General features: G+C 43.7%; 22 protein-coding genes. 1 reads left to right on the plus strand and 21 read right to left on the minus strand.

Going from position 1 to position 21,541, the window contains the following annotated elements; all coding sequences use genetic code 11:
- Positions 1-148: 148 nt before the first annotated feature.
- From radA to AB5618_RS11590, 20 genes are all read right to left on the minus strand, one after another.
- Positions 149-1,525 (minus strand): DNA repair protein RadA, encoded by a 1,377-nt coding sequence (gene radA / locus AB5618_RS11495; protein WP_173770452.1) that lies wholly within the window; start codon positions 1,523-1,525, stop codon positions 149-151.
- Positions 1,519-1,932, minus strand: a complete 414-nt coding sequence (locus AB5618_RS11500; RefSeq protein ID WP_148462737.1) for an endosialidase — start codon at positions 1,930-1,932, stop codon at positions 1,519-1,521. The genes radA and AB5618_RS11500 overlap by 7 nt, the downstream gene beginning before the upstream one ends.
- Positions 1,933-2,113: 181 nt before the next feature.
- Entirely contained in the window at positions 2,114-4,573 is a 2,460-nt protein-coding gene (locus AB5618_RS11505; protein WP_173717281.1) for an ATP-dependent Clp protease ATP-binding subunit, read from the minus strand.
- A gap of 62 nt (positions 4,574-4,635) precedes the next feature.
- Positions 4,636-5,007: a GntR family transcriptional regulator gene (locus tag AB5618_RS11510; protein ID WP_118579020.1), complete on the minus strand. Its 372-nt coding sequence runs from the start codon at positions 5,005-5,007 to the stop codon at positions 4,636-4,638.
- Positions 5,008-5,146: 139 nt separating this feature from the next.
- Positions 5,147-6,040, minus strand: a complete 894-nt coding sequence (locus AB5618_RS11515; RefSeq protein WP_173717280.1) for an SseB family protein — start codon at positions 6,038-6,040, stop codon at positions 5,147-5,149.
- A 244-nt stretch (positions 6,041-6,284) separates the two neighbouring features.
- A complete protein-coding gene (locus AB5618_RS11520; RefSeq protein WP_368366766.1) occupies positions 6,285-7,478 on the minus strand; it encodes an FprA family A-type flavoprotein in 1,194 nt (397 codons plus the stop codon).
- 142 nt (positions 7,479-7,620) lie between these two features.
- A complete protein-coding gene (gene purD, locus AB5618_RS11525; protein ID WP_148462741.1) occupies positions 7,621-8,895 on the minus strand; it encodes a phosphoribosylamine--glycine ligase in 1,275 nt (424 codons plus the stop codon).
- 10 nt (positions 8,896-8,905) lie between these two features.
- Positions 8,906-9,532: a phosphoribosylglycinamide formyltransferase gene (purN, locus tag AB5618_RS11530; RefSeq protein WP_148462742.1), complete on the minus strand. Its 627-nt coding sequence runs from the start codon at positions 9,530-9,532 to the stop codon at positions 8,906-8,908.
- Positions 9,526-10,551, minus strand: coding sequence for a phosphoribosylformylglycinamidine cyclo-ligase (gene purM, locus AB5618_RS11535; protein WP_368366767.1), 1,026 nt, complete (start codon positions 10,549-10,551; stop codon positions 9,526-9,528). Before purM ends, purN begins: the two co-directional genes overlap by 7 nt.
- Before the next feature lie 129 nt (positions 10,552-10,680).
- Positions 10,681-11,187, minus strand: coding sequence for a 5-(carboxyamino)imidazole ribonucleotide mutase (purE, locus tag AB5618_RS11540; RefSeq protein ID WP_118579028.1), 507 nt, complete (start codon positions 11,185-11,187; stop codon positions 10,681-10,683).
- A 140-nt stretch (positions 11,188-11,327) separates the two neighbouring features.
- Positions 11,328-13,403: an aminopeptidase gene (locus tag AB5618_RS11545; RefSeq protein ID WP_368366768.1), complete on the minus strand. Its 2,076-nt coding sequence runs from the start codon at positions 13,401-13,403 to the stop codon at positions 11,328-11,330.
- A gap of 97 nt (positions 13,404-13,500) precedes the next feature.
- Positions 13,501-14,106, minus strand: coding sequence for an HD domain-containing protein (locus AB5618_RS11550; protein WP_118579031.1), 606 nt, complete (start codon positions 14,104-14,106; stop codon positions 13,501-13,503).
- A 72-nt stretch (positions 14,107-14,178) separates the two neighbouring features.
- Positions 14,179-14,493, minus strand: a complete 315-nt coding sequence (locus AB5618_RS11555; RefSeq protein ID WP_148462743.1) for a DUF6142 family protein — start codon at positions 14,491-14,493, stop codon at positions 14,179-14,181.
- A gap of 107 nt (positions 14,494-14,600) precedes the next feature.
- On the minus strand, positions 14,601-15,077 hold the full coding sequence (locus AB5618_RS11560; RefSeq protein ID WP_233456030.1) for a VanZ family protein: 477 nt from the start codon (positions 15,075-15,077) through the stop codon (positions 14,601-14,603).
- A 10-nt stretch (positions 15,078-15,087) separates the two neighbouring features.
- A complete protein-coding gene (locus AB5618_RS11565; protein WP_173717277.1) occupies positions 15,088-15,240 on the minus strand; it encodes a hypothetical protein in 153 nt (50 codons plus the stop codon).
- 79 nt (positions 15,241-15,319) lie between these two features.
- Positions 15,320-15,994 carry an orotate phosphoribosyltransferase gene (pyrE, locus tag AB5618_RS11570; RefSeq protein ID WP_118579037.1) on the minus strand — a complete coding sequence of 225 codons (675 nt, stop codon included), beginning with the start codon at positions 15,992-15,994 and terminating at the stop codon, positions 15,320-15,322.
- Positions 15,995-16,356: 362 nt separating this feature from the next.
- Positions 16,357-17,262 (minus strand): dihydroorotate dehydrogenase, encoded by a 906-nt coding sequence (locus tag AB5618_RS11575; RefSeq protein ID WP_173735193.1) that lies wholly within the window; start codon positions 17,260-17,262, stop codon positions 16,357-16,359.
- A complete protein-coding gene (locus AB5618_RS11580; protein WP_148462745.1) occupies positions 17,259-18,041 on the minus strand; it encodes a dihydroorotate dehydrogenase electron transfer subunit in 783 nt (260 codons plus the stop codon). The genes AB5618_RS11575 and AB5618_RS11580 overlap by 4 nt, the downstream gene beginning before the upstream one ends.
- A 10-nt stretch (positions 18,042-18,051) precedes the next feature.
- Positions 18,052-18,978 carry an orotidine-5'-phosphate decarboxylase gene (pyrF, locus tag AB5618_RS11585; protein WP_148462746.1) on the minus strand — a complete coding sequence of 309 codons (927 nt, stop codon included), beginning with the start codon at positions 18,976-18,978 and terminating at the stop codon, positions 18,052-18,054.
- A 47-nt stretch (positions 18,979-19,025) separates the two neighbouring features.
- Positions 19,026-20,321 carry a dihydroorotase gene (locus tag AB5618_RS11590; RefSeq protein WP_148462747.1) on the minus strand — a complete coding sequence of 432 codons (1,296 nt, stop codon included), beginning with the start codon at positions 20,319-20,321 and terminating at the stop codon, positions 19,026-19,028.
- A gap of 320 nt (positions 20,322-20,641) precedes the next feature.
- Here AB5618_RS11590 and AB5618_RS11595 point away from each other — a divergent pair, with 320 nt between their 5' ends.
- Positions 20,642-20,842 carry a cold-shock protein gene (locus AB5618_RS11595; protein ID WP_008705499.1) on the plus strand — a complete coding sequence of 67 codons (201 nt, stop codon included), beginning with the start codon at positions 20,642-20,644 and terminating at the stop codon, positions 20,840-20,842.
- Between the two features lie 222 nt (positions 20,843-21,064).
- Here AB5618_RS11595 and AB5618_RS11600 read toward each other — a convergent pair whose 3' ends face one another.
- Positions 21,065-21,322, minus strand: coding sequence for a hypothetical protein (locus AB5618_RS11600; RefSeq protein WP_118579046.1), 258 nt, complete (start codon positions 21,320-21,322; stop codon positions 21,065-21,067).
- Between the last annotated feature and the right edge of the window lie 219 nt (positions 21,323-21,541).

Here is a 21,541-nt window from a genome sequence, read left to right on the forward strand (position 1 = left end):
CCTTACGACAGCTTGTTTACTATACCACTGCCGCAAAGAATCGTCAAGCACTTTTTACAAAAAAATTCATATTTTTTGTACAGGTTATCATTGCTTACTTTTTCAAGTATTATTTCTCTATCTATTTTCACAAACGCAAACATGAAACCTATTTACTCATAATATACCGGATGGCATCCTGAATCTGTCTCACATAGACCAGATTAACCCCATCTGCTTTTTCCACTGAATTTCTGCATACCTCAGGCAGGATCACGGTGTCAAATCCCAGCTTTTTCGCCTCCTGCACTCTCTGCCCTGCCATACTTACGGCACGTACTTCTCCACTAAGTCCAATTTCACCAAAAGCCATCAATTTATCTGGAATTACAATATCCTTCATGCTGGATGCAATTGCCAGGCAGATTCCAAGATCAATCGCCGGTTCTGTCATCTTCATCCCTCCGGCAATATTTACATAGGCGTCAGAAGAAGCAAGATGAAGCCCAACTTTCTTCTCCAATACAGCCATGAGAAGATTGACCCTGTTAAAATCCGTTCCCACAGCAGTCCTTCTTGGAATACCAAAATTACTCTCACAAACCAATGCCTGAATTTCCACAAGGATCGGGCGTGTCCCCTCCATAGAACATGCCACAACACACCCTGACGCGTTCTCAGGGCGTCCCTCTAAAAGATACTCCGAAGGGTTGGAAACCTCTTCAAGACCAGTCCCCTGCATTTCAAAAACGCCAATTTCATTGGTAGAACCAAATCGATTCTTCACCGCACGCAGAATCCGATAAGAAGCATGTCTGTCTCCCTCAAAATAAAGCACTGTGTCAACCATATGTTCCAGCACTCTCGGACCTGCCACATTGCCCTCCTTGGTCACATGACCAACAATGAAAATCGTTATTCCAAGACCTTTTGCAATCTGCATCAGTACATTCGTAGACTCTCTTACCTGGGAAACACTCCCCGGTGCAGAACCAATCTCCTCATCAAACATAGTCTGAATAGAGTCCACAATAGCTACATCTGGTTTCTTTCGTTCCATTACTTCTCGTACAGTATCCAGATTGGTCTCACATAAAAGCTGAAGGTTTTCGTTGAAAGTACCGATACGGTTAGCACGAAGTTTGATCTGACGCAAAGACTCCTCACCGGAAATATAGAGGACAGAATTTCCATTCTCAGCCAGATTCCGGCACACCTGTAAAAGAAGGGTAGATTTTCCGATACCCGGATCTCCCCCCACAAGAATCAAAGACCCGGGGACAATGCCGCCCCCGAGTACTCTGTCAAGTTCCCCTATTTTCGTTGTCTGACGTTCATCCTCTTTCAGACTGATTTCCTTCAGAATCACCGGTTCAGACTGCTGCCTGGAAACGGACTTACCGCCTCCTGATGCTTTTTTCCCTGTGGATACAGGTTCTTCCGCAAAAGAATTCCAGGCCTTACAGCCAGGGCACTGTCCCATCCATTTCGAGGATTCGTAACCGCACTCCTGGCAAAAATATACCATTTTTTTGTTTTTTAACATTTTACAATTTTTACATCAACAGCTGAGCCATTTCCAAGCTCTACGCTGAAAGAAAGCTTTCCGCCAAGGTTGGTCTCCATTTTGCCTGTGCTTGCTCCGTCAAGATATACTTCATACTGAGCTTCTGCCTCAAGTTCAACCGTGATCTGTGCATCCTCCGGTCCTTCTACACGAAAACTCATCTGACTTCCGTCCTGCGCAAGATCAAACACAGCGGTACCTGGTACGGACTCATATACAAACATACCATTGCGTTCCAGCTTGGTGATCTCCTTGAATGTTTTTACTTTATACATATCTCCCTGATGGGGATAGTCTGAAACCTTTGATTTCTGGTTTTTCTCATAATCTCCAAAGCTGATGGTACCATTTTCCTCTGTACGGATCAGTTCCTTTACTACTGCCATGATGCTTGTCCTCCCTAAGACTCTTTCGTTATGTTCTCCAGCGGATTTCTCCTCGCCAGATCCTTTTCACCGGTTCCCCGATGTTGTACATATTATATAATAAAACTTTTTTCTTTGCCAGTACCTTACATAAAATTTATAGTAATTTTAGAAGATTACTGGTTACTTTTCAAACCTGATCTTACTTCACAATAAAACGAATTTCTTTATTTCTATACTGTACCTGCACGATGTCTCCCCGCTTGATCTTGCCCTCCAGGAGCTCATTTGCCAGCCGGTCTTCTATCTTGGACTGAATGGCCCGGCGAAGAGGTCTTGCACCGTATTTAGCATCAAATCCGGCTTCTGCAATATAATCTACTGCAGAATTCGTCACATTCAGATGAATATCCATCTGTTCCTCACAACGTTTTTCCAGTGATTTCAGGAGCAGGAGTACAATCTTACGGATTTCCTCCTTATTCAGGGTGTGGAATACCATAATCTCGTCAATTCGATTCAGGAATTCCGGTTTGAAAAGACGACGCACTTCTTCCATAACGCCGGATTTCATTTTTTCATAATCCTTTTTCTCATCTTTCTGGGAAATAAACCCAAGCTGCTTCGGTTCTACGATTGCCTGGGCGCCCGCATTGGAAGTCATGATAATGATCGTCTGTTTAAAATCCACTTTTCTTCCGTGGGCATCTGTAATATGGCCGTCATCCAGCACCTGAAGCAAAATGTTAAACACATCCGGATGTGCTTTCTCGATTTCATCAAAAAGAATGACACTATATGGATTTCTGCGTACTTTTTCGCTGAGCTGTCCGCCCTCATCATATCCCACATAGCCTGGCGGAGAACCGATCAGCTTGGAAACACTGTGTTTCTCCATATATTCAGACATATCCACACGAATCATAGCCTGTTCACTGCCAAACACAGCCTGAGCCAACGCCTTGGAAAGTTCTGTTTTCCCAACGCCTGTAGGTCCAAGAAACAGGAAAGAACCGATTGGACGGTTCGGATCCTTCAATCCCACACGGCCACGTTTTACAGCCTGAGAAACAGCATGCACTGCTTCCTCCTGACCAATCACACGTTTGTGAAGTTCCTTTTCCAATTGAGCAAGACGTCTGGTCTCTCCTTCCGTCAGTCTTTGTACCGGAATTTTGGTCCAGTCGGATACAATGGAAGCTACAGCTTTTTCGTCCACTTTTCCGGATTTTCTCTGATTCTTCTTTTCTTCTTTTACTTGAAGCTGCTCAAGTCTGGCTTCTGCTTCCTTCTGTTTCTCCTGACATTCTTTGGCAAGACTTAAATAACCAGTTTTGATGGCACGCTCTTTCTCCTGAAGGATTTCCTGAATCTCACGGCTTAAATCCTCAATCTCGGAAGAAGCCTGATATCCGGAAAGCTGTACCTTAGAAGCAGCTTCATCAATCAGGTCGATTGCTTTATCCGGAAGAAATCTGTCGTTAATATAACGTACTGACATTTTAACTGCTGCTTCCAAAGCTTCATCTGATATTTCTACTTTATGATGTCTTTCATAGTATGGGCGAAGTCCCTTCAGGATCTCGTAAGCCTCCTCTTCAGAAGGCTCTTCCACGGTAACAGGCTGGAAGCGTCGCTCCAGAGCGGCATCCTTCTCTATATATTTGCGATACTCTTCCAGAGTGGTCGCGCCTATGATCTGCAATTCCCCGCGGGAAAGAGATGGCTTCAGAATATTGGAGGCGTCAAGGGCTCCTTCTGCTCCGCCAGCTCCAATAATTGTATGAAGCTCATCAATAAACAAAAGAATACCCTGATTCTCACGTACTTCATCCACGACCTTGCGGATACGCTCCTCAAATTCACCTCTGTACTTGCTTCCAGCCACCATTCCAGACAGATCCAACACTACCAGGCGCTTGTCTTTAATCGTCTCCGGAACACTACCTGCAAGAATCCTCTGGGCAAGCCCCTCGGCAATGGCAGTCTTACCTACCCCAGGTTCGCCTACCAGACATGGATTGTTCTTGGTTCTGCGGCTTAGGATCTGGATCAGTCTGCTGATTTCCTTTTCTCTTCCCACAACAGGATCCAGTTTGCCCTCTGCTGCCATCTGGGTCAGATCACGGCTGTACTGGTCAAGTGCCGGTGTCGGGCTGCCTCCGGGATTTTGCATTGCCTTGGCAGCCTGGAACTCTTCCTGAATAGACTCATTATCATAGCCCATGGCTCCAAGGACTGCTGCATAAAGCTTCTGGATATTCACTCCCATCGTATATAAAAGCCTGGTTCCAACACAGTCCGTCTCGCGGAGCATGGCAAGGAGCAAATGCTCCGTTCCGGCCTTCTCACAGCCAGAATTCTGTGCCTCCGCCACAGCACTCTCCAGAACCTTCTCTGTTCTCGGACTGTATGCCGGCTTCATTTCAATCTCAGTTACATTTCCAACTTCTGCCGGAGTCACCAGCTTATCGATCAGTTCCACCAGCTTCTTGCCATCTACCTGAAATTCCTCCAGGACTCTTCCGGCAGTACCTTCTGTCTCACTTAAAAGGCCCAGCAAAAGATGTTCTGTACCAATATAGCCCAGTTCAAAGTCAATGGCAGCTGCCTTTGCCAGAGTCAGAGCTGTCTGAGCCTGTTTCGTAAATTTATTTCGCATTGATCAATTGTTCCTCCTTACGCTAGTGTACAAACAAGTTGATTTCTCGAACAATCTCGCTTTTATTTCTCATATTCATCCAAAATCTCATCTATAAGACTATGCACTTCTTCCCTGGTCACATTATTGCAGCAGCCCCTTGCCAGCGCAACACGCAAATTCTGCTTCAGTTCCTCCATAGCCCTTAACTTATCCACATCCAGGCAGATTACTGCACCTTTTCTTCTGTCAATGGAGACAAATCCTTCCTGGCGTAACAAGGAATAGGCCTTGTTTACTGTATGCATATTAATTCCAATGGTATCCGCAAGCTGTCTGACAGATGGAAGGGGATCTCCTTCCTGCAGCCGGGATGTGGCAATTCCCATAATGATCTGATTCATCAGCTGGGTATAAAGTGCCTCGTCACTCTGGAAATCTATCTCAATTACCATTTTATCCCTCCCTGTAAAAAATAGTGAATATTATAAAACAAAGGGACCGGAGTCATACTGCCCCGGTCTCTTCCTGTCTTTCGTAATAAACACTTCGTTTAAATATAAGCCATCTGTAAAGCTGCAGCGCTCCCTATTCCTACTGAACCGGTGTCTCAGCTGCCGGTGCTTCTTCTGCCTTTACTTCACCCTCTGATGCCTTAGTCTCCTGTGCCGCTGCCTCAGCAGGCGCACTCTCAGCCGGTACTGCAGCCGGAGGGATCTCAACACCCAGAATCTTTCCAAGCTGTACTCTGTCAAGGATCAGATTGAATCCCATCGGGTTGATCACAAATGCCTTCGCCTGATTGATGATAAGACCTGGCAGTTTGGCAAATGGAACCTTGGCTGCCCGAAGCTTCTTGCCTCTTGCAAATTTATCAAATTCCATAACATCTGTAAAAGCCGGCTGAAGAATATCGCCCTGTTTGTTCTTAAGATATGGAATGTTAACCTTGGTCGGGTCTTCCGGATCAGTAGCCATAGCTACCAGGAATTCGGATTTCTTAAGATTCACGATCAGCTCTTCTTCCATTTCACGAAGGTTTACAGTGCGCTCCTCTTTCTTAATCGGGCGACGGAGTTCCTGCATAAAATAGATACCCGAAAGCTGAAGAGTGGAATTAAAAAGTGGCTGCTTCTTCGGCTCAAGCTGGCTGAAGTCTGCCTGTCTGGCAATTCTGGTAAGCTCAACCTCAATCTGATTCTCTCCATCAACCCATACTACACTGTTTACACCGATTGCATAAAGTGTGCCGTAGAATCTTGGGTAGTCTTTCTTCTCATATTTCATTCCCATAAGAAGAATCTTATCCTCTAATTTCTTCTTGCCAAATGCTTTAATCTCTTCTTCTGTGGCAAATACCCACACCTGATCATTAAAGCTTTCCTGATCGCAAATTACATATGGAAGCTTCGTAGCCTGTGAATACGCTACAAAGATTTCGTCTCTTGTCTGTAATTCCTTAATTGCTTCCTGTTCAGTGATTCCCATGTCATTATCCTCTCAGTCCTGGTTTCCTGCTGTCGTATACGAAAATTCTATGAACCTTGTCCTGTCTGGCAGATTTCAAAACATATCGACAAAAACCTAATATAGGTTTTATTTTATAACAAAATTGCAAAAAAGTAAAGTCTAACCGTCAGTGTTTTTATGCAATTTTACCGCATTCCATTCAAAGATAGGAAAAACTGATGTTCTGTTCCTCCTGTCATCCACTGATCCGACAAACTTCCTCTTATTTTGTCATAAATTCTACAATCTTATCAAGCTGTGCCAGCTGGTCTTCTTTTAGGGCAGACTTTACCGTTACCATCTCTTCATAGATTTCCATATCTTTCATACCAGAAAGGATCTCCTTCATCTGCTTACCTGCAGTAGAAGCCCAGGTACCGTTTTCCAGAACTGCCACTTTTCTCTTCTGCAGATTGTGGGCAGCAAGTTCATGAAGCAGGGTTTCCATCTTCGGGAAAAGTCCTGCATTATAAGTCGGGCAGGCAAATACGATTCTGTCACAGCGGAATGCTTCCGCTACCAGATAGGAAGGATCTGTTACAGAAACATCATAAACCTTCACATTCTTCTCCCCTGCATCTGCCAGTCTGCCTGCCAGAACATCAGCTGCATTCTCTGTATTTCCATAAATGGAAGCATACATAACCACAACATTATGGTCTTCAGGTGTATAAGTGCTCCATTTCTGATATTTGTCAATAAACCATCCAAGATCCTCTCTCCAGATAGGACCATGAAGTGGGCAGATCATGGCGATATCAAGTGTAAGAGCCTTTTTCAGGGCACTCTGAACCGGTCCGCCATATTTTCCAACAATATTTACCAGATATCTTCTGGCGTCATCCAGCCACTCTTCTTTAAAGTTTACTTCATCTGCAAACACATTTCCATTCAGCGCTCCAAAAGTACCAAAAGCATCTGCGCTAAAAAGCACTTTGTCATATGCATCGTATGTAACCATTGCCTCCGGCCAGTGAACCATGGGGATCATGGCAAACGCAAGGGTATGTTTACCTGTACTAATGGTATCTCCCTCTTTGATCACAACTGCATGGGCATCCACGTCAAAGGTAAAGAACTGTTTCATCATGTTAAAGGTCTTGGCATTTCCCACAACCTTCACTTCCGGGAATCTTCTTACCACCTCTTCCACAATTGCACAATGATCTGGTTCCATATGGTTTACGATCATATAATCCAAAGGTCTGTTTCCAAGAACATGCTCCAGATTTTCAAAAAACTGTCCGCTCACAGACTTGTCAACTGTATCCAGAAGCACGGTCTGCTCATCCAGGATCACATAAGAGTTGTAGGAAACTCCTCTTGGAATCGGGTAAATATTTTCAAAAAGGGCAAGTCTTCTGTCACTTGCACCGATCCAGTATAAATCTTCGTTTACTTTCTTCACATTGTACATAATGGTTCCTCCTAATGCTTTTGCTAAACAAATTCTGCAACACAGAATTCTTTGACTTTTGTATTTTCATCCTGTCAGGACTTCCATAACCCAAAAACAGACAGGAAACACTCTTGTCTCCTGCCTATTTTATACCACTTAATTATGCTTCGTCAATTGCTTTTCCAATATCATGGCGCATATATTTATTTGCGAAAGTGATCCACTCTGTTGCCGCATAGGCATTTTTTCTGGCCTCTTTCAGATTGCTGCCTGTGGCTGTGATTCCTACAACACGTCCACCATTTGTAACGATCTGTCCATCCTTAAACTTGGTTCCGGCATGGAAACAGTAATATCCCTCTTTATCCTTGAAATTCTCAAATCCATACATCGGGATTTCTTTCTCATATTTCACCGGATATCCGTCACTTGCGAGAACTACACAAACAGCGGCATTGTCCTCAAACTGAAGATCGATCTGATCCAGAGTTCCATCAATGCAGGCTTCCATAACTTCTACAATGTCGTTCTTCATACGCGGAAGAACAACCTGTGCTTCCGGATCTCCGAAACGGGCATTGTATTCCAGTACCTTCGGACCATCTGCTGTCAGCATCAGACCAAAGAAAATGATTCCTTTAAATTCTCTTCCCTCAGCGGCCATTGCATCCACAGTTGGCTGATATACATATTTCTTACAGAACTCATCCACCTCTTTTGTGTAGAAAGGACTGGGAGAAAAGGTTCCCATTCCGCCTGTATTTAAGCCCTGGTCACCGTCCTTTGCACGCTTATGATCCTGTGCGGAGGTCATGGTTTTAATTGTTTTTCCATCTACAAAAGAAAGAACGGAAACTTCACGACCAGTCATAAACTCCTCAATAACCATGGTATTTCCGGCGCTTCCAAACTTCTTATCTTCCATGATCTCTTTCACACCAGCTTCTGCTTCCTGAAGATTCTGACAGATCAGAACACCTTTTCCAAGAGCAAGTCCGTCTGCTTTCAGGACAATAGGGAATTTTGCTTCGGTGCGAAGATAAACCAGTGCCTTTTCCGGGTCATCAAAATTCTCGTATGCGGCTGTCGGAATGTTGTATTTCTTCATCAGATCCTTGGAAAATGCCTTGGAGCCTTCCAGGATTGCTGCATTTTTACGAGGTCCGAATACCCGTAAACCGCGGGATTCAAACTCGTCTACTATACCGCCTACCAACGGATCATCCATACCGATGATGGTAAGGTCTATCTGATTTTCCTGAGCAAAATCAGCAAGTTTTTCAAATTCCATAGCACCAATGTTCACGCACTCTGCATACTCTGCAATTCCTGCATTTCCCGGTGCACAGTAAATCTTATCTGCCTTAGGGCTTCTGGATACACTCCATGCGATTGCATGCTCTCTTCCGCCGCTTCCTACGATCAGTACTTTCATAATCTCCTCCTTAATCGCTGATAGTCACAATATGATCTTCTACCGAAATCTTTCCATTGGCAATGAGATTAATTGCTTTCGGAAGGATCTTCCACTCTGCCTTTTCCATTACACTTCTCTGAAGAGACTGTGGGGTATCATCCGGCTCGATTTTTACTGCTTTCTGCAAAATAATAGGGCCGGTATCTGTACCTGTATCCACGAAATGAACAGTAGCACCTGTTACCTTCACTCCTCTTTTTAAGGCAGCTTCATGAACATGAAGTCCATAGTATCCTACACCGCAAAAGGATGGGATCAGGGATGGGTGGATGTTGATAATCTTATTTGGAAATGCCTCCACGATCATAGGTGGAATTGCAACCAGATAGCCAGCAAGAACAATCAGTTCTGCACCGCTTTCCTGCAATTTCTTTAACAGTGCCTTATGAAATTCTTCACGGTTTTCAAATTCTTTAGGGGAAATACAGACAGCCTCTATACCATGGTTCTTCGCTCTTTCCAGTGCGTAAGCATTTGGATTATTGCTGATCACAAGGGAAACTTCCGCATTGGTGATCCTGCCGGAATCAATGGCATCCAGGATTGCCTGGAGATTGGTACCGCCTCCTGATACCAGGACAGCAACCTTTAGCATAATGTCACTCCCTTTTCTCCTGCTTCAATACGTCCTACTACGTACGGTGTCTCACCTGCTACCTTGATTGCTTCCATAGTCTTATCTACATCAGCCGGATCAACTGCCAGAACCATACCAAGTCCCATGTTGTAGGTGTTGTACATCATCTTTTCTTCAATGTCTCCGGTCTTTGCAAGAAGCTTAAAGATCGGAAGTACCGGATAACTATCTTTCTCGATCACGGCTCTTGTGCCCTCTTTCAGCATACGAGGTACATTCTCATAGAAACCGCCGCCTGTGATATGGCTGCATGCGTGGATCTTAACCCCTGCATCCTTAATGCTCTTAAGAGCTTTTACATAAATCTTGGTTGGTGCGATCAGGGCCTCACCAAGGGTAGTTCCAAGTTCATCATAATATGTGTCCAGAGACTCTTTTGTCATCTCAAACACTTTGCGGACAAGAGAGAAACCATTGCTGTGTACGCCTGAGGAAGCCATTCCGATCAGCACATCTCCGGTATTTAAATCCTCTCCTGTAATCAGGTCTTTTTTATCAACAACACCAACTGCAAATCCAGCCAGGTCATACTCGTCTACCGGATAAAATCCTGGCATCTCAGCAGTTTCGCCGCCGATGAGGGCTGCGCTTGACTGGCTGCAGCCTTCTGCAACACCTTTTACGATCTCAGCAATCTTCTCTGGATAGTTCTTTCCACAGGCAATGTAGTCCAGGAAGAAAAGAGGTTCTCCGCCTGCACATGCAATATCGTTTACACACATTGCCACACAGTCGATTCCAACAGTGTCATGTTTATCCATAATAAATGCCAGTTTCAGCTTGGTTCCAACTCCGTCAGTTCCGGAAACCAGTGTAGGCTCTTCCATATCCTTGAAGCTGTTCATGGAAAAAGCACCTGAGAATCCGCCGATTCCTCCAAGTACCTCTGGTCTCATAGTCTTTGCAATATGCTGTTTCATTAATTCTACTGATTTGTATCCTGCCTCAATATCAACGCCCGCGTTCTTGTAATCCATGCCTTTTTCCTCCCAGAATTTTATGGTTTCTATTATGGTGTTTATTATGGTTTTCATAAAAAGATCCTGCCTCGCAGGATTCTTCACCTGCATCAGCAGAAAGGGTTATTCTGTCCCTGCTGTATAACTCTATTTTGTATAAGCCTTATGTCCCACTTCCTGTAATTTCGCATCCTTGGCTTCGACCTGCTCCTTCAGCTCCTGGCTGTAGGCTTTCAGACGTGCAAGAAGCTCCGGATCGGATGTTGCAAGAATCTTCGCTGCAAGAAGACCGGCATTTGCCCCTCCGTTTATTGCAACAGTTGCTACCGGAATACCAGATGGCATCTGTACAATGGAATACAGGGAATCTCTTCCCCCAAGTGATGTAGTGTGCATAGGAATTCCGATAACAGGCATCGGGAAAATCGCTGCGCACATTCCTGGTAAATGTGCTGCCATACCGGCACCTGCAATGATGACCTTAAATCCTTTTTCCTCAGCTGTCTTCGCATAATCAAAGAACACGTCCGGCTCTCTGTGTGCGGAGATGATACGCATTTCGTAATCAATCCCAAGTTTCTCCAGAATGTCTGCTGCCTTGCTCATTACCGGCATATCTGAATCACTGCCCATTACAATTCCTACTTTTGGCATAATATTCTCCTCTTTTAGTTATATTTAGAACTACCATTCGCGTAAATTCTACTAAGAATAACATTTTCTGTCAATACGATTGAGGCAAAGAAAAATTTTGTAGGGCTAATTAATTTTGCTGTTAGATTTTAAATTTTTCTTTATTCCTCAAAAGGTTTATTCAGTTCTTCCGTTCCGGCCAGCACAAATCTGCCATCCTCAATAATCGAAATTTTCTCCCCATTCTTTCCAGGAACACAGATGCTTCCCAATTCATCATAAGGAATGGTAATATCCGTATGACAGCCAAAGTACGCCTTGCTTATATCTTCTTTTCTCAAAATGGAGATTTCATTGTCTCTTGCAATGATCTCTTTTCCATCCGGATTGTACATAGCAGTATCCTCAGACCAACTGTAACAGGTATCACCTACTGCAAAATGGGGTCCCATTTTTTCTGCAATCAGAATAGGCAGCTTATCTGCAATGTTGTATTTCTTCGCAGCTACATAAGCCGTAGTATTCGTTCCGATTGCAAATTCACCCATTGGAAGTGTTGGATGATGGAACAGGATATTATCCTCAATATATTTTTTATTCTCTTCTTCATTTTCAAAATTTCCGCAGGAATAGGATGCAATTTTTCCATCTTTAAATTCAAGCTTCAGATCACGGAACTGAAGGCCTTCCAGATATACCTGGCTTACATGAAGAAGACCGTCTGTTCCGGAAAGAACCGGGGAAGTAAACACTTCACCAACGGGAATATTTACATCCGCTACACAATTCTCGAAATTGGACTGCTTCGCCGGGTCGGTAAGAGTGTGCAGATGTATCCTGAGATCTGTTTCATTTGCTCCTTTTCCCTTTACAGATACCCATTCTGCAGTATCCAGAGTATCAATAAGGGTCTGCTGGATTTTCTGATAAAGCTGGTAATCCAGGGTGTTGATTTTCACGATCTGGCGGAAAATCTCCTCATAATCACCGCCGATCTCAGGAACCGGATATGCAATAATGGTAAAGCTTCTCTCATCACCTTTTATGTAGCGGTTTGTAATCTGTCCAGCTTCATTTTGCATCTCAATTTCCAGCTTCTGCTGGACATCACTGAACTGCCATGCCTCTTTTACACTCACCGGTGAAAACGGAGCTTCCCCAAATACCTCAATGCAGGCCGGACCAGCGTGAACATACGCCAGCTCCTTATATTTCTCATAGGAAGTCTGCAGGGCACGAAGGCGCTTCTGCACAAAATCCTGATCCAAAAAAAGTGCCCCGTCCTGTCGATGATCATAGTCAAACTGCGGGTTTGCAACAGCGCCTGTATAGCCAATTCTATAAGAGCCACGCCTGTTTACCGCATGGGTCGGATAGCGATATATAACTGGCTTCAGCCCCATCTCCTCAAACTGAAGAATTGCCGCTTTTACCATACGTTCAAAACCAAGGTTGTAGCGGATATTGACTGTTTTCTTTTTGCTCAGGTCTTTGTGTCCATTTACAAATCCCAAACGGTAGCCCTCTGTATAAGTTCTTGCGCAGGAATCGATTTCTTCCTGGGAAAGACCGTTAAGAAATGCAGCCACTCCAAGTTCATTCTCTGTAATGTATTCTCCAAACAGATACAGGTAACGAAGGTCTGAAAAATCAGAATGCATGATAATTTTTGCCGCAAAATCCAGCTCCGGGTCCACGCACTCTCTGGTGCGGTACTCTATCATATCCTGGCAGTAATCATTTGCATAGGAATTTAAAATCCCCCTCAATTCTTCCTCTGTAGGAACCTCCTCCTGAGCAAAAGCGCCATAAACTTCCAGAAACAGCTCCAGAAGCACAGTTATGTCCCACAGCCTCTTTTCAAAGGCATAGACCACAATACCACGCAGTTCTGCATACAGGAAAGAAAAGTCCCTTCCGTATTCCCCAAGCTTTTCACAGGCATAAACCGGATTTCCGTAGCTGTTTTTATAATTTTCCGGAAGGATATCTGCATACAGATCACGATTCAGTTCTTTCCATTCATCTATAGATAGATCAGCCGCATCTGCAAGTTTCTTTGGTTCCCTGGCTTCTCCCAAAAATACAACGCCATCCATTATTTCCACATTTTTTTCAAGAAAAGCAGCTGTTTTCTGGAAAAAGTCCAGATATGGCATCTGTACTGCTTTCTCCTCTTTGATCTCACATACTCTTTCTTTTGCAAGAGCATAACGTTCCATCAGTAATTCGTCCACTCGTTTCCCTCACTCTTCCTTTTTATTTATACGAAGCTATCCGTCACGGCACTGACAGAGCCTGTTTGAATAATTGTTTCCGCGATCAGCACACTTCTTATTCTTTTTTGGACATATCGTCGATCACATGTCCTTTTTCTACATGCTGGTCGATCAATTCCTGCATATATTCCCAGATCTTTGGTGCTCCCTCACCAGTACGGCGGTTTCGTGTGTAAATCTGACTTTTCTTCACGCCATGCTCTACCCAGCTGATTCCATCTGTAGCATTGTTGAGAAAAAGAGGCTGACTGTTGTCCAGCATGTGCGCATATTTGGCCTCTGGTGTTTCATAAGCTTCGAACTCTTCCCAAAGATCATAAAGCCATTTTCCCTGGTCTTCTGGAAGAATGCCGTAAATGCGCTGTGCAGCAGCTTCTTCTCTTGTATGCTGGGTAGCTCCCCCAACAGCGTCATAAGCATAGGTATCTCCGGCATCAATCTCTACCAGATCATGAATCAGTACCATAGGAATGACTTTGGAAAGATCAACTTCCTCTGGTGCATATTCTTTCAAAAGTACTGCCATAAGTGCCAGGTGCCAGGAATGTTCTGCATCGTTTTCCTTACGTTTTCCATCCGCCAGATAGGTCTGACGCATAATATTTTTCACTTTATCTGCTTCCAGAATAAAGTCTAATTGTTTTTTTAAACGTTCATCCATATATATTCCCCTTCCCTGTCTGATCAATTGTTATTGCTTTCAATCGGATTTCCGTCATACATACGCCGTGCTCTACAATCCGGTCAGGTACACTCCGATCCACACAATCAGGATCAGTCCATTGCTGATTGAACCGATAATGCTGGTTTTATGGCTTCTTCCTTCCTCAGAAAAGCTGAGCAGCCCCATAATAAATCCGTATACGGAAAGAAGGGTGGCAAATAAGCCCACTCCTCCTACCAAAAACCCAAAGCTGTCATCCAAGAGATATGCAAGAACAACAGCCGTTATAAACAACAAAAAGGACGCTGCCGCCAGACCGGCAGACAGCTTCCCTTTTTTCGCTTCTTTTTTCTTTGTAAATGAATATCTATATCTTCTTGCCATAATGGAACTTTCTCCTAAATGGACATGTCTGCTTGCGCAAGCATGTCAAAATATGAAAGTCAGCTGCTGCCATGCAATATCCATAAATCCGCTTAGGTAAGCATGGCTCATACATGGCTGCCATCCAGAACTTTCCTTCGAATATGATTACAGATGAAAAAAAGAACATACCCCAAGGTTGCCCCCAGGGTGTTCAAAATCATATCATCCACATCGAAACAGCCAACCTTCGTGACCAGCTGGATCACTTCCACAGTCAGACTTAATATAAATCCTGATACGCAGATGAGAAAACCGCTGTTCATTCTTCGGAAAATAACAGGAAGGATAAACCCGAAAGGCAGAAAGCCTATCACATTTCCGAATATGTTAGAAAATACTGCAAATGTGCCAAGCTGCTCCCGGTATATCCAGAACCTTCTGATTTCCACAAAGGGAATCAGATTATACCTGTATACCCGCTGCGTCTCTGCCGCCCTGCCATATTCCTCTGAAAAGAACAGAAAATAAACAAGAAAGATTATATAGATGACGAACAGCAGGATTCCCATACGGCGAATTAAAGTCTTCGTTTCCTTTTTCAAAAAAATCCCCTTAAATCATCATATCGGATTTGCCCTTCAGAAGTCTGGCACCATTCACGATCATGAGAATACCAGTGGACACACCTGTCACCAGTGTGATGATCCCAAGTGCAATACTTCCGGCACCTACGCCAGATACGATTTTGTAAAGCTTTTCACTCATCAGCATTTCCTCCTTTTGCCATTATGCTGCCAGTTGCCGCAGCACACTTTCAGAATTTTTAATGCTGCATAGAATTCTCTTATTCTGCGCCGTACTGCTCATAGTATGCATCAATAGCAGCTTTTAATGTGTCATCAATGATGACTTTCCCTTTATACTCTTTGTTGTAAAGATGCTCTACTACCTCTGCCATAGTTACAATAGCAGTTGTCTTAAGGCCATATTTCTCCTCAATCTCCTTTAAAGCGCTCTTGGTACCCTGTCCGCGCTCCATACGGTCTACAGAAACCACAAGACCGATTGGGGAAACGTCACCCTGAGCTTTGATTATCGGCAGAGTCTCCTGAATAGAAGTTCCGGCTGTCGTAACATCCTCGATAATCACAACCTTATCTCCGTCCTCAATCGGGCTTCCAAGAAGAATTCCCTTATCCCCATGATCCTTTACCTCTTTACGATTGGAGCAATAGCGGATATCCTTGCCATACTCCTCGCTGATTGCCATTGTCGCTGCAACAGTCAGCGGAATTCCCTTGTATGCAGGTCCAAAAAGCACATCAAAATCCAGACCGAATTTGCTCTCAATTGCTTTTGCATAATACTGTCCTAATTTTCTTAACTGAGCTCCTGTACGATAAAATCCTGTGTTTACAAAAAATGGAGTTTTTCTTCCGGATTTGGTTACGAAATCTCCAAATTTCAATACATTGCAATCAATCATAAACTCAATAAATTCCTGTTTATACTGTTCCATTTTTATCCTCCTCGTATATGGGCTGTATCTGTTATTGGTCTTTCTTAAAGCATATTTGAAAAAAACTCTTGCATATGCCGTTTTCAAAGCAAAACCCAGTTACATTATTGTTCACTTAGTGATCAGTAATGTAACCGCTTTACGCTCTCTTTATAGTAACACAAAATATGGGCGTGGTCAAAATCTCTTTTAACCCGCGAAGTAAAACCTATTTCAGTGTTACTGTTCACTCCGTTCACAATAACACGCTTCGCGATGCACAGAAATCATGCATTCGCATGATTTCGCGCCACACTTCTCGGGTTTTCTGTGAACTACGTTCACAAAAAACGCCTCGCGGAATATCACCAATGAACAGTAAACTATTTCACACAACCGATCAGCTCATTAATATCTTCCACTTTCTGTCTTTCAAGGAATGCAGACATACCATCCACAACCTCCTGAGTGGTGTATGGATTAATGAAATTTGCAGTTCCTACAGATACTGCGGTGGCACCCGCCATAATGAATTCAAGGGCATCTTCAGCACTTGCAATTCCACCCATTCCGATGATTGGGATTTTCACTGCATTTGCCACCTGATAAACCATACGCACTGCCACAGGTTTCACAGCCGGACCGGACATACCACCTGTTTTATTTGCCAGGGCAAATGTTCTGCGGTTAATATCAATCTTCATTCCGGTAATGGTGTTAATAAGAGAAACCACATCTGCGCCGCCTGCTTCTGCGGCCCTTGCCATCTCCGTAATATCTGTTACATTAGGACTCAGTTTCATAATCACTGGCTGTCTGGCGTATTTTTTCACTTCTCTTGTAATGGCCTCCAGAGCCCTGGGATTCTGTCCAAAGGCAATGCCGCCTTCCTTTACGTTCGGGCAGGATACATTGATCTCCAGCATATCTACAGGCTCATTTCCAAGACGTTCCACAACCTCACAGTAGTCCTCTGTGGTCTTTCCGCATACATTTACAATGATCTTCGTATCAAATTTCTTCAGGAATGGAATATCTCTCTCACAGAAAACATCGATTCCAGGATTCTGAAGACCGATAGCATTCAGCATTCCTCCTGTGGTCTCTGCTACACGGGGTGTAGGATTTCCAGGCCACGGCACATTTGCCACGCCTTTTGTCACGACTGCACCAAGATTATTCAGATCTACAAATTCACTGTATTCTGCGCCGGAACCAAAAGTTCCAGATGCAGTCATTACTGGATTTTTCAGAGTCACTCCTGCAAGATTTACACTCATTTTGCTCATAACTCCACCTCCGTACTTCTGAACACCGGACCGTCTTTACATACGCGCTTATTGTGTACATGAGAATGAGCATCTACTTCTGTGGACTGGCATACACAGCCAAGGCAGGCACCGATTCCACAAGCCATACGCTCCTCCATGGAAATCCAGCAGGGGATTCCCTTCTCCTGTGCATAGGCCTTGATGGCGCGAAGCATAGGCTTAGGACCACAGGCAAAAATCACGTCTGCTTCCAGGTCATTCTCCCGGATTGCATCCATTACATTTCCCCGGGTTCCAGCAGAGCCATCTTCTGTTGCAATGTATACCTCACCATTTTTTGCAAATTCCTCATTTAAAAACAGCTCATCACGATAGCCAAGAACTGCGATCTTCTTAGCATCCAGCTGCTTCATGGTCTCCAGCATAGGCGGAACACCGATTCCTCCACCCATAAGGAATACCTGCCGGCCAGCAGCCTCTTCCAGCGGAAATCCATTTCCAAGCGGTCCAAGAAGTTCAAGCTGTGCACCTGCATGCAGTCTGGAAAAACTTTCTGTACCTGTTTTCGGACCTGTTACACGATAGACAAGGCGAAGTGCACCTTTTTCTTTATCAATCTCACAAAGACTGATAGGGCGTGGCAGCAGCTTGCTTCCATCCTGTGTATAAACGGAAACGAACTGTCCCGGCTTCGCATTCCCTGCAATGGTCTTTGTCTGAATCCACATGCTGTAAATGTCTTTTCCAATACATTCCTGGCTGAGGACTGTACAGGTTTCTTTTACCTTTGTACCCATTTTCTTCCTCCTAGCGGTTCTCAAGTGCAGTGCTGATATCAAGGATCATGTCTTTCACTGCCTGACGGGAAGCATCTGCATAGTTCGCTTTACCAAACTTTGCATATTTCTCCTGCTTGTAAGCTGCAATAATTCCTCTGGAAGAGTTTACGATAGCGCCAAGACCATCTTTGTTAAAGAAATGTACAAGGTCAGCACCCTTACCGCCCTGTGCGCCATATCCCGGTACCAGAATAAAGGTTTTTGGCATAAGTTTTCTTAATACTTTGCCCATTTCCGGATAGGTAGCACCTACAACTGCGCCTACATAGCTATAACCGTCTCCCATAAGCTCATCTCCCCATTTGGCAACTTTCTCACCAACCCACTCATAGAGAGGACGTTTTTCAATTATTCTGTCCTGGAACTCACCGCTGGACGGATTAGAGGTCTTAACCAAAACAAAAATTCCTTTTTTCTCTTCTTTACAAACATCCATGAAAGGCTTCACTCCGTCTGTTCCAAGATATGGGTTTACAGTTGCAAAATCCTCATTAAATGGAACATAAGTCTTGCTTCCTACCTGAACCTTTCCAAGATGTCCAACGGCATAAGCTGCAGATGTGGAACCGATATCACCACGTTTAATATCTCCAATTACTACAAGGTCTTTTTCCTTACAATAGTCTACAGTACGCTTGTAAGCCGTAAGTCCCGGAATTCCAAACTGTTCATACATAGCGATCTGCGGCTTCACAGCAGGAATCAGATCATATGTGGCATCCACAATTCCTTTATTGTACTGCCAGATTGCTTCTGCAGCACCTTCCAGCGTCTCTCCGAATTCCTTGAATGCTGCTTCCTGGATCTGCTTCGGAATATAATTCAGCATTGGGTCAAGTCCTACTACAATAGGGGCTCCGGTTTTCTTAATATTGGCAATAAGTTTGTTGATCATGGGGGTTTCCTCCTTAATATGTTTTCCTGGAAATTTCATTTTTTATCTTATTTAGCAGCAGAATCCTTGTACACAATCTTACCGCCGCAAATAGTGTATAGAATCTTTCCTTTCACCTCTTTGCCCTCAAATGGGGTGTTTTTGCCTTTGGAAACAAAGTCCGCTTTATGAATGGTATATGGATTCTTAATGTCCGCGATTATCACATCGGCCGGATGTCCTTTCTGCAAGGTTCCGCATGGCAGGTTCAGAATCTTGGCCGGATTGTAACTCATCTTCTCTACAAGCTGAGAAAGAGTGAGGATTCCAGTCTCTACAAGAGCGGTGTAACTAAGTGCAAAGCTGGTCTCGATTCCCACAATTCCGAAAGCTGCAGTTCTCATGGAACCGTTTTTGTCTTTCTGGGTGTGTGGGGCATGATCCGTGCTTATCACCTGAATGTATCCCTCCTTCAGACCTTCAATCAGCGCATCCACATCTTTTCTGGTACGGAGAGGCGGATTCATTTTATAGTTTGGGTCATCTCTTTCAATATCATCAGATGTGAGTATAAAATGATGGGGGCAAACTTCTGCTGTTACATTCTCAATGCCTTCTGCCTTTAACATTTTCATCATAATTGCAACACCTTTTGTAGAACAGTGGCAAAGGTGCAGCTTAGCGCCTGTCTCAATGGCAAGCAAAGAATCTCTTGCCGCAATGGTATCTTCTGTAGAATTGCAGATTCCCGGAAGCCCAAGGCGTTTGGCGTTCTCATCCTCATTCATGCAGCCGTTCCCACGAAGAGACATATCCTCACAGTGGTCAAAGATAGGAAGTCCGGCTTTCACGGCTTCTTCCATCGCCTGCTTGCAAAGGCTTGCTTTCATAACAGATTTGCCATCTTCGGAAAGAACAGGTACTCCCGCTGCTGCCATGCCTGCAATATCAGAAAGCTCTTCCCCAAGTTCTCCCTTTGTCATGGCTCCTGCCTGGAGCACATGAATAGCGGAAACCTGCGCAGCTTTATTTTTCACATAGTTTGCACGGTCAGGGCTGTCAATAACCGGTGTGGTGTTCGGCATTGCCACTACAGTAGTCACACCGCCTCTTGCAGCTGCATGGGAACCGGTTTCAATGTCTTCCTTCTCTGTCTGTCCAGGATCACGAAAATGTACGTGAAGATCCACAAGACCTGGCATTACCACCAGCCCTTTAGCGTCTATAATCTTGTCATCTTTATCCTTTGCTTCCAGCTTCTCTCCCACTTTTTGGATTACGCCGTCGTCCAGATAAACATCCGCAATTTTATCAATCTGAGCAGCCGCATCCACAACACGTCCGCCTCGAATCAGAATACCCATTTGGTTCTCTCCCTTCTGGTATAACGTAAACTTTATCACAACCTATCATACACGAATTTTTTCATTTAATAAAGAGTTTTTTTCCCTTCCGGCATTTTTCCTTATATCTTCCATCCAATTATATTTTTTGTTGCACAATTTTAATTATCCTTGACTTTTTTTAGTTCAGGTTATATAATCAATCCATGTCGAAGATTATTTAATGTAAAATCACTAGTTTTTAGAGATTATATATTTACATGATATAGTCTGTAAAATCTGGTGATTTTTTTCGCCAGAACATCTTTTTAATTTTTTATTTTTTATGGAGGTAACTCAAAATGAACAAGGGCACTGTAAAATGGTTCAACGCTGAAAAAGGTTATGGTTTCATCACAGGAGAAGACGGAGCTGATGTATTCGTACATTTTTCTGCAATCAATGGTGAAGGCTTCAAATCTCTTGAAGAAGGCCAGGCTGTAACATATGACTTAACAGAAGGCGCTCGCGGAATGCAGGCTGCTAATGTTACTAAGTTATAATTGAAGCAACTGAAGCAGAAATTTCCCCTCGGAATCATATCCGAGGGGATTTTTTATGCAATAAGAAATTCCCTCAAAATTTCGTATTATTAAAAAAGCCCTATCTGGCAGGATTCTTTTTATTGTTATTATATAAACAAAATGGGGACAGATTCAAAATCCATCCCCATAACTTTACGCTACCTCAGGCAGTTTTTTCTTATATTTTCTTATATTTCATACTTATTCCGCCTCTGAATCTGCACTAAGTCCATTCAGATAAGAATCCAGTGCAGAAGTATCCATAACAGTCTCTGTCGTCACAGTCTCCTGACCTTCTGTAACCTTTCCGTAAACAGAATAACCAATCCAGCATACAGCAACCATACACGCAACAAGCGCTGCCAGTTTCTCAATAGTAAGGATCAGTTTCTCCTTTTTCATAATTTTCTCACGGTTTGCTTTTTCTGCTTTATAGGCATCTACTTTCTTCTGACTCATAGCCGCACGTCTCCTTTGGGATAAAATATCAACTTAGATGAGTATATCATATTTCCCAACAAAATGGAAGTATGTTCACTTACAGTTCACAAAAAACGCCTCGCGAAATGTTATCAGTGAACAGAATCTAGTACATCGAAAATTAAGTTTCTGCTATATTGACGCAGGATGATTTCTTCATATGCAAGGCGGAGGAAGAAGGCGTAGCGGTGGCTACGG

The organism is Ruminococcus sp. J1101004sp1_RTP21198st1_B9_RTP21198_201120, from assembly GCF_040924245.1.
GTDB lineage: Bacteria > Bacillota > Clostridia > Lachnospirales > Lachnospiraceae > Blautia_A > Blautia_A faecis.

Excerpts from the sequence above, each read along its gene's own strand:
- AB5618_RS11520 (WP_368366766.1), bottom strand. The coding sequence starts at position 7,478 with ATGTACAATGTGAAGAAAGTAAACGAAGATTTATACTGGATCGGTGCA.
- purD (WP_148462741.1), bottom strand. The coding sequence starts at position 8,895 with ATGAAAGTACTGATCGTAGGAAGCGGCGGAAGAGAGCATGCAATCGCA.
- pyrE (WP_118579037.1), bottom strand. The coding sequence starts at position 15,994 with ATGGAACAGTATAAACAGGAATTTATTGAGTTTATGATTGATTGCAAT.
- radA (WP_173770452.1), bottom strand. The coding sequence starts at position 1,525 with ATGTTAAAAAACAAAAAAATGGTATATTTTTGCCAGGAGTGCGGTTAC.
- purM (WP_368366767.1), bottom strand. The coding sequence starts at position 10,551 with ATGGATTACAAGAACGCGGGCGTTGATATTGAGGCAGGATACAAATCA.
- AB5618_RS11580 (WP_148462745.1), bottom strand. The coding sequence starts at position 18,041 with ATGGGTACAAAGGTAAAAGAAACCTGTACAGTCCTCAGCCAGGAATGT.
- purN (WP_148462742.1), bottom strand. The coding sequence starts at position 9,532 with ATGCTAAAGGTTGCTGTCCTGGTATCAGGAGGCGGTACCAATCTCCAG.
- AB5618_RS11510 (WP_118579020.1), bottom strand. The coding sequence starts at position 5,007 with ATGGTAATTGAGATAGATTTCCAGAGTGACGAGGCACTTTATACCCAG.
- AB5618_RS11555 (WP_148462743.1), bottom strand. The coding sequence starts at position 14,493 with ATGGCAAGAAGATATAGATATTCATTTACAAAGAAAAAAGAAGCGAAA.
- AB5618_RS11575 (WP_173735193.1), bottom strand. The coding sequence starts at position 17,262 with ATGAGCAAAATGAGTGTAAATCTTGCAGGAGTGACTCTGAAAAATCCA.
- AB5618_RS11565 (WP_173717277.1), bottom strand. The coding sequence starts at position 15,240 with ATGAGTGAAAAGCTTTACAAAATCGTATCTGGCGTAGGTGCCGGAAGT.
- AB5618_RS11505 (WP_173717281.1), bottom strand. The coding sequence starts at position 4,573 with ATGCGAAATAAATTTACGAAACAGGCTCAGACAGCTCTGACTCTGGCA.
- AB5618_RS11515 (WP_173717280.1), bottom strand. The coding sequence starts at position 6,040 with ATGGGAATCACTGAACAGGAAGCAATTAAGGAATTACAGACAAGAGAC.
- AB5618_RS11590 (WP_148462747.1), bottom strand. The coding sequence starts at position 20,321 with ATGGGTATTCTGATTCGAGGCGGACGTGTTGTGGATGCGGCTGCTCAG.
- AB5618_RS11500 (WP_148462737.1), bottom strand. The coding sequence starts at position 1,932 with ATGGCAGTAGTAAAGGAACTGATCCGTACAGAGGAAAATGGTACCATC.
- AB5618_RS11595 (WP_008705499.1), top strand. The coding sequence starts at position 20,642 with ATGAACAAGGGCACTGTAAAATGGTTCAACGCTGAAAAAGGTTATGGT.
- AB5618_RS11550 (WP_118579031.1), bottom strand. The coding sequence starts at position 14,106 with ATGGATGAACGTTTAAAAAAACAATTAGACTTTATTCTGGAAGCAGAT.
- pyrF (WP_148462746.1), bottom strand. The coding sequence starts at position 18,978 with ATGATCAACAAACTTATTGCCAATATTAAGAAAACCGGAGCCCCTATT.
- purE (WP_118579028.1), bottom strand. The coding sequence starts at position 11,187 with ATGCCAAAAGTAGGAATTGTAATGGGCAGTGATTCAGATATGCCGGTA.
- AB5618_RS11600 (WP_118579046.1), bottom strand. The coding sequence starts at position 21,322 with ATGAGTCAGAAGAAAGTAGATGCCTATAAAGCAGAAAAAGCAAACCGT.